Source organism: Phyllobacterium sp. NPDC097923 (genome assembly GCF_044760925.1).
Lineage (GTDB): Bacteria > Pseudomonadota > Alphaproteobacteria > Rhizobiales > Rhizobiaceae > Phyllobacterium > Phyllobacterium calauticae.
This window is the reverse complement of sequence record NZ_JBIWBL010000001.1, coordinates 1,475,443-1,490,357: the sequence shown is the minus strand read 5'-3', so window position 1 is coordinate 1,490,357 and position 14,915 is coordinate 1,475,443. Positions and strand designations below refer to the sequence as shown.

The following is a 14,915-nucleotide window of genomic DNA, read 5'->3' as shown; positions in this document are numbered from 1 at the left end:
CGGCGCCTTTTTCATACCCAAAAGCCTGTTCCTCAGGCCCTCTGATGCACGTAGTCGAGAACTTTCCCGGCGGCAATCTCGCCGGATGGCCGTTCGGTCCGCATCAATGCCGCGATCTCGTCGAAACCCTCAAGCTGCAACGCCCTGGCATGGCCGGGTTTCAGCAGTTGTTCGATTTCGCGCGCCAGTGGTCCGGGACGAACGAACTGGTTGAAATATTCCTGCACAACCCGTTTGTCGGCGATGATATTGGGCAAGGCGGCGCTCCAGACCTTGATGCGCGGCGCAATGAACATGCGCGCCAGCCAGTCAGGCCGGTATGACAACACCGTCGGGATGCGCGCCAGTGCGAGTTCCAGCGACACGGTCCCGGACGCAGCCAGAGCCGCATCGGCTTCGGCGAAGGCTTTCAGGCGTTCCGCTTCACCCACCACAATGTTTGGCTGGATTTTCCAGCCGGCCGTGAGCTGGCGCACCAGTGGTTCGACTTTGGGAAGCGTCGGCAATGTCAGCCTGAAGCGGTTGCCGCGTTCCGCCAGCAGTTCAATTGCCTCACCGAAAGGTTTGGAAAGGCTTGATATTTCTGCTCTGCGTGACCCCGGCAGGACAACAAGATTGTGTTCGGTTCTGTCAGCGAAACTGCTTTCCCGCGCCCGGTTCCGCTCTGCCGCCGCCAGCAGCGGCGCATGGGTCACCAGCCTGTGGCCGACATAAGTGGCAGGCGGGCCGTCGAGATCTTGCAATGCCTGCACCTCGAACGGCAGAATGGCCAGCACATGGTCGATATAGCCGCGCATCGCCTTGGCGCGTTCCGGGCGCCAGGCCCAGACCGACGGGCTGATATAGTTGATGATCGGGATCGAGGGATCCGCCGCCCGCACCTTGCGCGCGACGCGGTGGGTGAAATCCGGGCTGTCGATAATCACGAGGCAATCGGGTTTCGCCGCAATGATGGCTTTGGCCAGCTGCGCTATGCGGCGGATGAGCTGCGGCAGTTTGGTGACGATGGCCGTCAGCCCGACCAGAGCGATTTCGTGCTGGTCGAACAAGGAGTTAAGGCCAAGCGCTGAGAGATGCTCGCCGCCGACACCGGTCAGCGTCACCTCGCCCGGATACTGCCGCCGCAGGGCCTGCACCAGATCGGCGCCAAGCAGGTCGCCGGACTCTTCGCCGGTGACAATGGCAAGGCGAAGCGGCTTTGCTGCTGTTTTCACTCGGCCTCCTGCGCAAAAGTTTCGATGAAAATACCGGCTTCGTTGGCAGCGGCGATTGTTTCGGCATAGCCAAGGATCAGCGTGCGCCGCGCTTCGATGGCAATACCCTTCAGACCGGCCTTCACCGCATTCTCCACGGTGCTTACGCCGATGGCCGGTAAATCCGCCCGCACTTCCTGCTGCGGTTTGGCGCATTTCACCAGCACACCGCCCTTGCGGTTGATCCGCTTGGCAACGCGCAGTTCGGCCACCCGCTGCAGCATGGCGTCGGTGCCCTCCACGCCCTCCAGCGCCACCACGCGGCTGCCGACGGCAATCGCCGCCTGCCCGATATCGAGCGAGCCGATCATGATGGCCGCCGCGCGGGCGGCCCGCATATCGGCAATGCTTGCCTGATCGGCTTTCTTCCGGGTGATGGTGCCCACTTCAGGCGCCAGAATATCCGGAACGATCTCGTGTGCGCCGACAACCCGGAAGCCGTAGGATTCAATGGTTGAGATCACGGCCTTGAGCAAACCATCGTCACCGAGGCGAAAAGCCCGCATGAAACGATACAACGCGACGAGATTGCCGTTACCGGGGCGCAGCGCTGCGGAGAATTCCGGCCGGTGGCGCACGCCACCCGCCAGCACGACATTGCTGATATCTTCCGATTTCAGGATTTTCATCAGGCCGCCCAGCTCGACGATCGAGATTTCGGCGTGCTTGCGCGCATTGATCTCGGGCGATGCCTCACCCTTGATGGCAATGATCAGGGGGTTCGCACCCTGCTTCTGCAGGCTTTCCGCGATGGAAATGGGCAGCAGCCCGTTGCCCGCGACAATCGCCGTGCGGCCCGTTATGGCCGCCGGTTGCGTCCCATCCGTTGTCTTAGCTGTTGTCGTCACTGTCGCTGGTCTCGATTCCGGAACCGAGGGGCGGCGTGCAGAAGGCACGTTTGGTATCAGCGGTGATGAAATCGACCAGATCGAGAACCGCCGGCGATTGAGAAAAGGCAAGACGCACGTCACCGGCGCGATTGCGGACCGGCTTGCTGCGGTCGAACAGCATGCGCACCGCACGGCGCAGATTGTGTATCTCCGGGCGGGCCATGCCCGAGCGCTTCATGCCGACAATGTTCAGGCCGCCCAGATAGGCGTGATTGCCGATCACCATGCCATAGGGAATGACATCCAGTGCCACTGCTGCAAGCCCGCCGACAAACGCGTGGTGGCCAACCCGCACAAACTGATGCAAGGCCGCACCGCCGCCAATGATGACATTGTTGCCAACGGACACATGGCCGCCGATCATGACATTGTTGGCAAAGGTCACGTTGTCGCCGATGTCGCAGTCATGCGCCACATGCGAATAGGCCAGGAACATGCAGTTGTCGCCAACCGTGGTCAAACCCCGGCTGCCATCGGTGCCGCGATTCATCGTGACGCCTTCGCGGATCGTGCAGTTCCGGCCAATGATGAGCGTGGTGTGCCCGCCCTTGTGCTTGGTGTTCTGCGGATCGCCGCCCAGAATGGCGTTCGGGTAGACTTTTGCGCCATCGCCGAGGGTGGTCGCCCCCATGATGACGACATGACTCAGCAAAGTGACATCATTGCCAATGACCGCTTCCGGTCCGATATGGCAGAATGGCCCGATGTTTACCCTGTCACCAATCTTTGCGCCCGCCTCGACAATCGACGTGGGATGAATGCTGGAATTGGACATCAAGCTCCGGTCTCGTCTTCTTCTGGGAAGCTGACCATTGCCGCCACTTCAGCTTCGGCAACCTTCACGCCGTCAACTTCCGCAACGCAGCTGTACTTATGGATGTTGCCGCGCTGCTTCAGCTTGGTCACGCGCAGCTTGAGCTGATCACCCGGCACGACAGGCTTGCGGAACTTGGCATTGTCGATGGTCATGAAGAAGACCTTGCCCGGCTTGCCGCTGCCATTGTGGAACAGCACGATAGCACCGGCGGTCTGGGCCATGGCTTCAACGATCAGAACGCCGGGCATGATCGGCAGTTCAGGAAAATGACCGGCAAAATGCGGCTCGTTGATGCTGACATTCTTGATGCCCGTGGCCGAGACATCGCGATCGATATCGACGATGCGGTCGATCAGCAGAAAGGGATAGCGATGCGGCAGATTTGCCAGAAGCTTCTGGATGTCCGCGACGCCAAGACTGCTCGCCTGTACATTTTCATTCATCTGAACTGCTCTCCTTCTTGGTCCTGGTCATCGCGCGGACACTCGCGATTTCACGGAACCATTGCTTGAACGGCTGCGCGGGCGCACCGGCCCACCGCTCTCCGTCCGGAATATCATTCATCACACCGCTTGCTGCGGCGATTTCCACGCGGGAACCGATATTGACGTGATCCTTGATGCCGACGCTGCCACCCAGCATCGTCATGTCGCCAAGCACCACACTACCGGAAATGCCACATTGCGCAGCAATCACGCAATGGCGTCCAATACGAACATTGTGGGCAATCTGCACGAGATTATCGATTTTTGTGCCTTCGCCAATCACCGTATCGGCGAGCGCGCCGCGATCAATGGTCGTGTTGGCGCCAATTTCGACATTGTCCTGGATGATGACGCGGCCAAGCTGAGGCATTTTGTCGAGGCCGGCCTTGCCCGGAACATAACCAAAACCATCCTGCCCGATACGCACGCCCGGATGCAGCAGCACACGATTGCCAAGAAAGGCATACTGGACCGAGCAGCTCGGCGCGATATAGCAGTCGCGGCCAATCTTGCAGCCATTGCCGATCACCACGCTGGCGGCAATGACGGTGCCGGCACCGATGGAAACGCGCTTGCCGATGATGACACCGGGCTCGATCGTCACGCCGTCTTCTATTTCGGCGGTCGGATCAATGATGGCGTGCGGTGAAACACCCGTCTCTTCGCCGCTCCAGAGATGCGCATTCACCGCCCGCGGATAAAGCGCGCGGCCAATGGCGGCGAAATCCTGCTGCGGATGGCGGCTGACGATAACGGCTACGGTCTTGGGCACGCTTGCTTTGACTTCGTCCGTGCACAAAACGCCGGCGGCTTTCAAACCTTCGAGATTTTGCGCGTTCTTCTTGCCATCGATGAACACAAGCGCATCGGGACCGGCATCAGCCAGGGATGCAAGGCGGGCGACCGGCCGGTTGGCCAGAGAACTGTCCACAAGAACGCCATTGGTCAGATCGGCGATCTGACCAACAGTCACGTTCAGCAGTGGCTCATAAAAGATCGGATCGGCCATCGACTAACTTTCTCCCCCGGGGAAATATGCTCCCCCGGGAGGTCAGCAATCTATCAGAATTTGCTCGACATGCCGAAGTTGAAGTTCTGCACCTGATCGCCATCCACTTTCTTGACGGGGAAAGCGTAGTCGAAGCGCAGCGGACCGAACGGCGATGCCCACATGATACTTACACCCGCGGATGCGCGCCATTCCATGCTGGTGTTCGATGCCTGCTTGAGATCATTGCCATACAATGTAGCAGCGTCGGCAAACAGGGCGCCACGAATACCCAGGCTCTCAGGAACGATCGGCAGCGGGAACTGCGTTTCCACGGTGGCATTGAAGTATGTATTACCACCCAGGAAGCTGCCCTTGGCATCTGCCACGCTCAAGTCGCGTGGGCCGATACCGGCATATTTGAAGCCGCGAATCATTTCCTGATTGTTCTTGAACGTGTCAAACACGCGCAGATCGTCGCCAAATCCCTTGATATAGCCAGCGCCGACACCGACAAGGCCGACAATGTCCATTTCCTGGGAAAGCGTCTTGTAGTAGCTGCCCTTGAACGTTGTCTTCAGGTAGTTGGCATCGCCGCCGACACCAGCATATTCCTGGTTGAACTTGGCATAGAGACCATCATGCGGGTTTTTCGTATCGTCGATGGTATTGTAGACAAGCGACCAGCTGACCGACGACTTGATCCACGTACCGCGATTTGCCGCATCAATGAATGCCTGCGAAATCTGCGACGGATCAGGAATGTCCGTCCCCGGGATCTTCGCAGCGTCTTCGATCGTGTATTTTTCCTGCGACAGGTTGTAAGCAACACCCGCCGTCAGTGTTTCGGTGATCGGCAGACCAAAACGGATCGTACCGCCGGTCAAATCGGTCTGATACTTGTCATTGACGCCAGACTGGCGCTTGAACAGATCGAAACCAGCCGAAATACGCTGACCGAGGAAGTAAGGCTCGGTGAAGGACAGCGAGTATGTACGGTTGTTGTTCAGACCGCCACCGGCAGCAATACGGATATACTGACCGCGACCGAGGAAGTTGCGCTCGGTGATCGAGCCTTCCACTGTCGGTCCGGGGCTTTCACCACCGGTCGTATAACCGCCACCGATGGAGAATTCACCGGTCGACTTCTCGACAACGTCCACAACCAGAATAACCTGGTCAGGCTGCGAGCCGGGAGCGGTCGAGATATTGACGGTCTGGAAGAATTCAAGCCGCTCCAGACGCTTCTTGGCGCGCTGGATCAGAACCTGATTGAACGCATCGCCTTCGCTCACATCGAACTCACGGCGGATGACGTAGTCACGTGTCTTCTCGTTGCCGCGGATTTCAATGCGCTCGAGATAGGCGCGCGGACCCTGGTCGATGTTGTAGACGACCGAAATCGTGTGGTTCTCGAAGTTGCGGTCGCCGCGCGGTTCCACCTTGGCAAAGGCATAACCCTGGCCAGCCACCTTTTCGGACAGCTTGATGATGGAGTCTTCGACTTCCTTGGCGTTATACGTATCGCCTTCGGATGTCTGCACGAGACCACCCAGCTTGGATGTATCGACACCCTCGACCGAGCTCTGGATTTCTACGCCGCCGAACTTGTACTTCTCACCCTCTTCAACCGTAACGGTGATCGTGTATTCGTTGGTGGCAGCATCGAGATTGGCTGTCGACGAGACGACGCGGAAATCCGCATAACCGCGGTTGTAATAGAAGCGGCGCAGCGACTCTTCGTCCGCCCGCATGCGATCTTCGCTGTACACGTCATTGCGCGTCAGCCAGGACAACGGGTTGGAACGCTTGGTCGAGATCACGTCGCGCAGGCGGCGCTCACCAAAGGCGTTATTGCCGACAAATACGATGTTGGCGATCTTGGTGCGGTCGCCTTCATTGATGTCGAAGACAACATTGACGCGACCCTGACCGAGATCCATGATGCGCGAACTTACCGTAGCATCGCTGCGGCCGATGTTGCGATAAGCGGCGCGGACAGCCTCGGTATCAGCGTCCAGCGTCTGCTGGCTGAAGGCGCTGCGCGACTTCGACTGCACGACACCAGTCAGCTGCGCGTCCTTGATCTTCTTGTTGCCGCGGAAAATGACCTGATTGACGACCTGGTGCTCGGACACGGTAACGATCAACGCACCGCCGGACTGGGTGATGCGCACATCGCCGAACAGACCCGTGTTGAACAGGCGCTTGGTGGCAGCATCAATATCATTGTTGGAAAAAGGCTTGCCTGGCGTGATGCCGAGATTGTCCTTGACTGTCTGGGCATCCACACGGGTGTTCCCGCGCACTTCAATGCGGCTGACGGTTGCTGCCTGTGCTGCTGTAATCCCCGCAACCGTCGTAACGATCGCTCCCGAACTTACCAGAGCCGCTGAAATGGCGAGCGCCGACGCTGCACCAACGAATTTTGAACTTGCCGCCATAGGCCTACTAAACCTTTGTTTCTCGTTGTCCCCGGGCGAGATCCCGGACTAAGCAATTACTCGCACACCGTCATAGCCGGTTTTTACATACACGCAAGGCTTACGGTTAAAATCTATTTACTTCACACGAAAGCGTGGCATCCCTGCCACGCCATTCACGGCTTATAGTAAACAGATCATAACGCTTTTCCACCCCACCCCTTTAATTTTCACTAATGTTTAATTTTCATCACCGACAGGCGAAAAGATCATTAAACACAACAAAACCCATGAATCCCAGCACCAGAAGGAAGCCTATCCGGAAGAAAATCTCCTGAACGGCCGGCTTTACTGGCCTGCGGATGACCGCTTCCACGGCATAAAAGATCAAATGTCCGCCATCCAGGGGCGGCAGCGGGAAAAGATTGAGCAAACCGATGCCGATCGACAGCATGGCGGTCAGCTGAATCAGCCAGTCGATCCCCTGACTGGCAGCCTGCCCTGCCATCGTGGCAATTTTGACCGGTCCGCCCAGCTGGCACTTGTCTTCCCTGCCGGCAAAGAAACGGCTGAAAAACTGGCCCGTCCGGGCAATGATGAAACCGCTTTCACGCACCGCCTGGCCGACTGATTCGATGGGGTTGTACGTCACCCGCCGGAAATTGCCGAACTCCTGATTGTTCACTACACCGATCGCGGCGACTTTCACCGGATTGCCCAAGGCGTCCTTCTGTTCGGCAAGCTCCGGAGTGGCGGTCAGGCTGACCTCCTGCCCCTTGCGCTCGACGACAAATTTCAGGGAATCGCCAGCCCGTGCCGAAACATGCCGCTGAACATCGGCAAAGGTTTCCACCTTGTCTCCGTCCACACTGATGAAGCGGTCGCCCGGCTGAAATCCGGCCACGGCAGCAGGGCCGCCCGGACGCACTTCCGCAACCACCGGGTCCGCCACCATGCGGCCGTAGAGCGCAAAGAAAACGGAAAAGATCGCAACCGTCAGCAGAATATTGAACGCCGGGCCGGCAAAGACCGTCGCTGCGCGTTTCCACACGGGCTGGGTGTGGAAAGCCACGGCACGCTCCTCAGCGGTCATGTTTTCAGACAAGCCGATCGGCGAGCTGGCGACGCTCTCGTCGCCGGCGAACTTCACATAACCGCCCAGGGGAATCGCCGACAATTTCCAGCGGGTACCGCTGCGGTCGTTGAACCCGAACAGTTCAGGCCCGAAACCGATCGAAAAGGCCTGGACGCCGATGCCGCACCACCGCCCTACGAGATAGTGCCCCATCTCGTGAACGAAGACGACAACCGTGAGTACAATCAGAAAGGGTAAAATCGTACCGATAAGCAAACCGTGCGTGCCGAAGATATAGCTCAGCGTATCCGTCAAAGTGTCCTCCGGGCCTTGCCCAACCCCATCAGAGGGTCACTTAAGCTCAGCCTGCTAGAAAAGAATGTCGTAAGGTGTTTCCGGCTTCACCAGAATTGCCCCGATGAGGTACAGCAATGCCGCTGCGGCTACAAGTCCATCCACTCGGTCCATCACGCCACCGTGACCGGGGATCATGTACCCCGAATCCTTGACGCCAAATTTCCGTTTGACCCATGATTCGCCGAGATCGCCGATCTGTGCGGTCACCGACAGCACGAAGGCGATGAGCGGAATGGGCACGCCGCCGGCCGGGGTAATGAAGGCTGCGCAGGCCACACCGGCAGCCACGCCCGCGGCAGCGCCGCCAATGGCCCCAGACCAGGTTTTATTCGGCGAGAAACGCGGAGCCAGTTTTGGCCCGCCCAGTGCCCGTCCGTTGAAATAGGCGAAGATATCGGTCGACCAGACGACGGCGAACAGGAACAGAACAGCGGCAAAGCCATCTCCCGTGTCGCCGCGCACGAATGTCAGCGCGATGGCCGGAAATCCGGCATAGAGCAGACCGATCGCCGGCCATAGGCCGGACTGCCGGCCGCCCAGCATGGCTGTCAGCGCGGCTCCTGCCAGCAAGATGGCAATGATCAACAATCCGTTGTGCGACAGCAGCAAAAGTCCAAGCACAACGATCAGGCAGGCCCAGGCAACGCCGCGGGTCAGCAGGCTGGAGCGATCCAGCGTTATGGCATGCCATTCATAGAAAACACCCAAACCGATGGCACTGGCCATGAGCGCAAATGGCACGCCGCCAACCCAGGTCAGGGCGACGGCGATTGCAATCATGACAACGGCACTGAGGGTTCGTATATGCAGATTGCTGAGACGGCCGGTGCCCTTGTCCGGTGCGGATGGCCCCGAAGCCGTCACAGAGCTATTTCCTGCTGATTGACGCCGCCAAAGCGCCGCTCGCGCATGTGGAAGGTTTCGATCGCTTCCGCCAGGTGGGTCGATTTGAAATCCGGCCAGTAGCACGGCAGGAACATGAACTCCGAATAGGCCGCCTGCCAGAGCAGGAAGTTCGACAGCCGCATCTCGCCGCTGGTGCGGATGATCAGATCCGGATCCGGAATGCCCGCCGTATCGAGCCGCTCGCCGATAGCCTCGGCGGTCACCTCGTCCTGCGTCAGAACACCCGCTGCCACGTCGGACAGCAGCGCCTTCACCGCGCGGGTGATTTCATTGCGCGAACCGTAGTTGAAGGCAATGATCAGCGTCAGTGCCGTGTTCTTCTCGGTCAGGCTTTCTGCTTCTGTCAGGAGGGCGCGAATATCCTTCGCCAGGCCTTCCCGCTCGCCGATGATGCGCACGCGCACATTCTCGCGATGCAGATCAGCCAGATCGCGCCGGATGAACAGCTTGAGCAGGCCCATCAGATCAGACACTTCGGATCGCGGGCGCGACCAGTTTTCCGATGAGAACGCAAACAGGGTCAGATATGGAATGCCCATTTTGCCGGCGGCGCGAATGGTCTCGCGCAGCGCGTCGACGCCCGCCTTGTGACCGGCGGTGCGTGGCAGGCCACGTGCTTTTGCCCAACGGCCATTTCCATCCATGATGATGGCAATGTGGCGCGGATTGGACATGGCATTCAACCTCCGGTGGTATTAACGGGCTAAAAACAGACTAAACCTGCATGATTTCCGTCTGCTTGACTGCAACGACCTTGTCCATTTCGGCAATGGTCTCGTCCGTCAGCTTCTGTACTTTTTCGGAAAGAACGCGGTTGTCATCCTGACTGATCGCGCCATCCTTTTCGAGCTTTTTCAACTCGTCCATACCATCGCGGCGCACATGGCGGGCGGCAACTTTCGCCTGCTCCACATACTGATGGGCAATCTTGACGAGTTCCTTGCGGCGCTGCTCATTGAGTTCCGGCAAGGGAATGCGCAGATTGTTGCCATCGGTGATCGGATTGAGGCCGAGACCCGACTCGCGAATGGCACGCTCGACCTTGCCAACCATCGACTTGTCCCAGACCGAGACGGCAAGCATGCGTGATTCGGGCACGGTGATGTTGGCGACCTGGTTCAGCGGCATATGCGAGCCATAGGCCTCGACGGTGATCGGCTCCAGCAAACTCGCCGATGCACGGCCTGTCCGCAGGCCATTGAGGTCATGTTTCAATGCCTGCACGGCACCATCCATACGGCGCTTCAGGTCATTCAAATCGAGTGCATCACTCATATTCAACGCTCCTATATTCTTTCCGTTATTCTGGTCAGCCCCTGCGAGGTTGGCGGGTCAATCGTCGGAAACGATTGTCGCGCGTCCTCTGCCCTGCAGAATTTCGGCAAAACCACCCTTTTCGTGGATTGAATAGACAATTATTGGGATATTGTTCTCGCGCGCAAGGGCCACGGCTGTTGTATCCATCACCGTAAGGCCGCGATCGAGCATCTCCTTGTGGGTAAGTCGCTCAAAGCGGACGGCGCTGGGGTCCTTTTTGGGATCGGCGGTGTAAACGCCGTCAACCTGCGTGCCCTTGAACAGGGCATCGGCACCCACTTCGGCTGCGCGCAATGCTGCGGCCGAATCTGTCGTAAAGAATGGATTGCCCGTGCCGCCGGCAAAAATCACGACCTTCCCCATGTCCATGTAGGCTGTCGCCTGTCTCTGCGAGAACGTCTCGCACAATTCAGGCATGGCAATGGCGGACAGGACGACGGTGTCTATGCCAATTTTGACGAGGGAGGTGCGCAAGGCCAGTGAATTGATCACCGTGGCAAGCATGCCCATGTGGTCGCCGGTGACCCGGTCGCCGCCCTTCGACGCGACGGCGACACCGCGAAAAATATTGCCGCCGCCAATCACCACCCCGACTTCAACGCCGAGCGCCCGCGCTTCGGCAATATCACTGGCAATACGGTCGGCAACCGCAACGTCGATACCGAAACCCTGATCGCCCATGAGGGCTTCACCGGAGGCTTTCAGTAGAACGCGTTTATAGACAGCCGTACCAACCATAAGACCTCCCGCAGAGTCGTGCATTTCAGATATTCGAAGCCCGGATACACCAAGGGCACCGCGTTGTCACGCGATGCCCTCTGATTTCGTCAGTTGTGAAATTACTTCTTCACAGCTGCTGCAACTTCCGCTGCGAAATCGGTCTCTTCCTTCTCGATGCCCTCGCCCAGAGCAAAACGGGCAAATGCCGTGATCTTGGCCGGTGCGCCGATTGCCTTTTCCGCATCTTTCAGAGCGGCTTCGACAGTCAGGTCGGGATTGATGACGAAAGCCTGCGAGAGAAGTACAACTTCCTCATAGAACTTGCGCAGACGGCCTTCGACCATCTTTTCAATGATGTTGTCTGGCTTGCCGGACTGGCGTGCAGATTCGGTGAAAACAGCCTTTTCACGCTCAACGGCAGCCGGATCGACTTCAGCGGCGGTCAAAGCCAGCGGGTTGGTTGCCGCAACGTGCATGGCCACCTGGCGGCCGAATGCATTGGCAGCGTCGGCATTGCCGGCGGTTTCGATGGCAACGAGAACGCCGAGCTTGCCGAGACCGTCGGAAACAGCGTTGTGGATGTAGGTTGCAACAACGCCTTCACCAACGCTGAGCGCTGCAGAGCGGCGGAAAGACAGGTTTTCGCCGATTGTGCCAACCGCATCCTTGATGGTGTCGACAACGGACTTGCCGGTTGCCGGATAGGTCGCAGCAGCAACGGCAGCTGTGGAACCATCGCTACCAAGAGCAACCGTCGCAACGTTGCGAACGATGTCCTGGAACGCGTCGTTGCGGGCAACGAAGTCCGTTTCGGAGTTGACTTCAACGATAACCGACTTCTTGCCGTTGGTTGCAACGCCAACGAGACCTTCGGCAGCCGTACGGCCGGCCTTCTTGTCGGCCTTGGAAATGCCCTTGGCACGCAGCCAGTCAACGGCAGCTTCCATGTCGCCATTGGTTTCGGTCAGGGCTGCCTTGCAGTCCATCATGCCGGCACCGCTGATTTCGCGGAGTTCTTTTACCTGTGATGCAGAAATGCTCATTATGTCGCCTCTTCTCAAAGCGAAGGCATACTGGGGAAACCAGCATGCCAACTTTGCGGCGCGTCATGCGCCAATACAATTGTTTTTAGTCACCCGTTACGACGGGTATATGAAGCCTCAAGCGGAGGCTTCACCGTCCTGTGCAGGAGCCTGTGCCGGCTCTTCGAGCGCTGGCTCGACAGGTGCTTCTTCCTGGGCGCCGACATCGATGCCGAGCGAGCCCTGCTGACGCAGAATGCCATCAAGAGCAGCCTTGGCAATCAGATCGCAATAGAGCGAAATGGCGCGCGATGCATCGTCGTTGCCGGGGATCGGGAAGTCGATCTGGTCCGGATCGCAGTTGGAGTCGATAACGGCTACAACCGGAATGCCGAGACGCTTGGCTTCCTGAATGGCAATCGCTTCCTTGTTGGTATCAATGATGAAGATCAGGTCCGGGATCGAACCCATGTTCTTGATACCGCCGAGGGCGCGGTTGAGTTTTTCGCGTTCACGATCGAGGTTCAGGCGTTCCTTCTTGGTGAAGCCCTGCGCTTCGCCGGAAAGAAGTTCGTCCAGCTTGCGCAGACGCTGAATGGAGTTCGAGATCGTCTTCCAGTTGGTCATCATGCCGCCGAGCCAGCGGGCATTGACGTAATACTGGGCCGAACGGGTTGCCGCATCGGCAATGATGTCCGAAGCCTGGCGCTTGGTGCCGACGAACAGAACGCGGCCGCCACGGGCTACGGTGTCGGAAACCTTCTGCAGCGCGCGGTGAAGCAGCGGAACAGTCTGGGCCAGGTCAAGAATGTGAATGTTGTTGCGGTCACCATAAATGTATGGTGCCATTTTCGGGTTCCAGCGATGTGTCTGGTGGCCGAAGTGAACGCCAGCTTCGAGGAGCTGACGCATGCTGAAATCAGGCAATGCCATCTCTTAGTTTTCCTTTTCCGGTTTAACCTCCACAGGAAAGAGGCGGGAAACCCGCCACCGGAGGCCATATCGGATTTCTCCCGATATCAACCCAAATCCCGTGTGTGGAATGAAGCGGCTGTTAATGGATATTACCGGCAAACGCAAGAGCTACGGCTAATTTTCGCTGCATTTGATTGCACCAGCCCTCTTACGACCATCGTTCAATGTCCGTTTTACGGGCCGCCCGCTATACTCTTGTGCGTTTTATACAAAAACTGATATAATGGGCAATCAATATGAAACGTGTGGAGTTTGCCGGCAATTCACTCGCTTCACTCCGGGATTTCCCCGAGGCCATACGCAAGGAGATTGGCGTTCAACTGCACAAGTTACAACTTGGCCTGTCTCCAACCGATTGGCGCCCGATGCCTGTCATCGGAAGTGGCGTACGTGAAATACGTGTGCGGGATAGCCAGGGGGCTTTCAGGGTTATCTATATCTCCGCCTTGGCAGACGTCGTTTATGTTTTGCATGCATTTCAGAAGAAGACTCAGAAAACGGCAAGCAAAGACCTGAATATAGCTGCCCTGCGGCTACAAAGACTTCTGGAGATAAAATGATGAAGCGAGAGAGTTTCTCAAGTGTATGGGATGCCTTGGAACGCAATTCCGCGGAAGCCGCCAACATGTCCATGCGATCCAGCCTGATGATTGCGATCGAGCAGCAGGTGAAAAGCTGGAAGCTCACGCAAGTCGAAGCCGCGCAGCGTCTCGGATTAACGCAACCGCGCCTGAATGATCTTCTGCGCGGCCGGATCACGCATTTCAGCCTGGATACACTGATCAATATCGCCCGAGATGCCGGACTCACCGTCCGGCTGGATATAAGTCAGGCAGCGTAAGCCTATTTCGTGCACTTCGGCGCATCGAAAAGCTCCAGATTGACGAGCTTGCCGGTCATGGAGAAATCGCCGTAATCCATCTTGAGATCGCGGGTCACGCCATTGCGATAGAGTTTGAAATTGATGCGGTAGCTGGGCAGCCCTTCCGATTTGTCCGTATCGTCGAAATAGGCGATGGAAACCGGCCAGGTGTTTTCCTTCTCGAGCGCGCCCATCTTCTTCGTCTCGTCATCGGAATCACCGGGAGCGGGCTTGCCGATGACCACCGTCGTCGCCATGACCTTGTCGGCATCCTCGGAGCCGTCGAACAGTTTTGTCTGGTAGAACACATCCCCGGCGATCGCCTTCTCGATCAATTCCTGCATGTGGCGTGTCGGGAACTGTGAAAGCTCGAGATTTTCCTTGTTCGCTTCCGGCTTGGTAAGGGAGATTTCCGTCTTGTCCTTGTCCAGAAGCGCATCGCCGCGCACTTCCTTGGTCAGACTCTGGTCGACAAATGTCTTGTTGACGAAACGGAATTTGGCGCCGTCCCCCGACTCGAACGTGGTGGTCTGCTGGTCGGTCACCCTTTGAGGCTGTTCTTCCATGTCGACGCGCGTCACAAAGCGAAAATTTGTCGTGTAACCTTCACAATCCGAACCATTGAATTCGTATACCATGCGGCCTGTCAGCCCCGTGATACCACTGCTTTCCTGCGCGTTATCCAGCTTGAGATCATAAATGGCGCGGTGTGGTACGAGAGTCGCTGTTCCAGCGGCGAGAGCCATCGATGATCCGGAAAGACCAAGGGCACTCAGGCTGAAAACGAGGACGGGGAATAGACGCATTGACAAGATTCTCCAGTTT

16 protein-coding genes are annotated in these 14,915 nt (G+C 57.8%); 2 read left to right on the top strand and 14 right to left on the bottom strand.

Annotated elements, in window-relative coordinates:
• Positions 1 to 32: 32 nt before the first annotated feature.
• From lpxB to rpsB, 13 genes are all read right to left on the bottom strand, one after another.
• On the bottom strand, positions 33 to 1,214 hold the full coding sequence (lpxB, locus tag ACIQWS_RS07515; RefSeq protein ID WP_403173828.1) for a lipid-A-disaccharide synthase: 1,182 nt from the start codon (positions 1,212 to 1,214) through the stop codon (positions 33 to 35).
• Positions 1,211 to 2,101, bottom strand: a complete 891-nt coding sequence (locus ACIQWS_RS07510; protein ID WP_403173823.1) for an LpxI family protein — start codon at positions 2,099 to 2,101, stop codon at positions 1,211 to 1,213. The genes lpxB and ACIQWS_RS07510 overlap by 4 nt, the downstream gene beginning before the upstream one ends.
• Positions 2,085 to 2,918, bottom strand: coding sequence for an acyl-ACP--UDP-N-acetylglucosamine O-acyltransferase (lpxA, locus tag ACIQWS_RS07505; RefSeq protein WP_403173816.1), 834 nt, complete (start codon positions 2,916 to 2,918; stop codon positions 2,085 to 2,087). Before lpxA ends, ACIQWS_RS07510 begins: the two co-directional genes overlap by 17 nt.
• Positions 2,918 to 3,403, bottom strand: coding sequence for a 3-hydroxyacyl-ACP dehydratase FabZ (fabZ, locus tag ACIQWS_RS07500; protein ID WP_346306821.1), 486 nt, complete (start codon positions 3,401 to 3,403; stop codon positions 2,918 to 2,920). Before fabZ ends, lpxA begins: the two co-directional genes overlap by 1 nt.
• Positions 3,396 to 4,454 (bottom strand): UDP-3-O-(3-hydroxymyristoyl)glucosamine N-acyltransferase, encoded by a 1,059-nt coding sequence (gene lpxD, locus ACIQWS_RS07495; RefSeq protein WP_223615029.1) that lies wholly within the window; start codon positions 4,452 to 4,454, stop codon positions 3,396 to 3,398. Before lpxD ends, fabZ begins: the two co-directional genes overlap by 8 nt.
• Before the next feature lie 53 nt (positions 4,455 to 4,507).
• On the bottom strand, positions 4,508 to 6,877 hold the full coding sequence (gene bamA, locus ACIQWS_RS07490; protein ID WP_346306822.1) for an outer membrane protein assembly factor BamA: 2,370 nt from the start codon (positions 6,875 to 6,877) through the stop codon (positions 4,508 to 4,510).
• A gap of 229 nt (positions 6,878 to 7,106) precedes the next feature.
• Positions 7,107 to 8,246 carry an RIP metalloprotease RseP gene (rseP, locus tag ACIQWS_RS07485; RefSeq protein ID WP_346306823.1) on the bottom strand — a complete coding sequence of 380 codons (1,140 nt, stop codon included), beginning with the start codon at positions 8,244 to 8,246 and terminating at the stop codon, positions 7,107 to 7,109.
• A 54-nt stretch (positions 8,247 to 8,300) separates the two neighbouring features.
• A complete protein-coding gene (locus tag ACIQWS_RS07480; protein WP_403173784.1) occupies positions 8,301 to 9,152 on the bottom strand; it encodes a phosphatidate cytidylyltransferase in 852 nt (283 codons plus the stop codon).
• Entirely contained in the window at positions 9,149 to 9,868 is a 720-nt protein-coding gene (locus ACIQWS_RS07475; protein WP_346306825.1) for an isoprenyl transferase, read from the bottom strand. The genes ACIQWS_RS07480 and ACIQWS_RS07475 overlap by 4 nt, the downstream gene beginning before the upstream one ends.
• A gap of 40 nt (positions 9,869 to 9,908) precedes the next feature.
• Positions 9,909 to 10,469: a ribosome recycling factor gene (gene frr / locus ACIQWS_RS07470; RefSeq protein ID WP_105732890.1), complete on the bottom strand. Its 561-nt coding sequence runs from the start codon at positions 10,467 to 10,469 to the stop codon at positions 9,909 to 9,911.
• Positions 10,470 to 10,526: 57 nt separating this feature from the next.
• Positions 10,527 to 11,249, bottom strand: a complete 723-nt coding sequence (gene pyrH / locus ACIQWS_RS07465; protein WP_105732891.1) for a UMP kinase — start codon at positions 11,247 to 11,249, stop codon at positions 10,527 to 10,529.
• A 101-nt stretch (positions 11,250 to 11,350) separates the two neighbouring features.
• Entirely contained in the window at positions 11,351 to 12,274 is a 924-nt protein-coding gene (tsf, locus tag ACIQWS_RS07460; RefSeq protein ID WP_346306826.1) for a translation elongation factor Ts, read from the bottom strand.
• A gap of 117 nt (positions 12,275 to 12,391) precedes the next feature.
• A complete protein-coding gene (gene rpsB / locus ACIQWS_RS07455; RefSeq protein WP_105732893.1) occupies positions 12,392 to 13,186 on the bottom strand; it encodes a 30S ribosomal protein S2 in 795 nt (264 codons plus the stop codon).
• Between the two features lie 278 nt (positions 13,187 to 13,464).
• Here rpsB and ACIQWS_RS07450 point away from each other — a divergent pair, with 278 nt between their 5' ends.
• Positions 13,465 to 13,788, top strand: a complete 324-nt coding sequence (locus ACIQWS_RS07450) for a type II toxin-antitoxin system RelE/ParE family toxin (protein ID WP_403173763.1) — start codon at positions 13,465 to 13,467, stop codon at positions 13,786 to 13,788.
• Entirely contained in the window at positions 13,788 to 14,069 is a 282-nt protein-coding gene (locus tag ACIQWS_RS07445; RefSeq protein ID WP_403177579.1) for a helix-turn-helix domain-containing protein, read from the top strand. The genes ACIQWS_RS07450 and ACIQWS_RS07445 overlap by 1 nt, the downstream gene beginning before the upstream one ends.
• A gap of 2 nt (positions 14,070 to 14,071) precedes the next feature.
• Here the strand turns inward: ACIQWS_RS07445 and ACIQWS_RS07440 are convergent, their stop codons facing one another.
• Positions 14,072 to 14,896 carry a cell envelope integrity EipB family protein gene (locus ACIQWS_RS07440; protein ID WP_403173760.1) on the bottom strand — a complete coding sequence of 275 codons (825 nt, stop codon included), beginning with the start codon at positions 14,894 to 14,896 and terminating at the stop codon, positions 14,072 to 14,074.
• Positions 14,897 to 14,915 lie beyond the last annotated feature (19 nt).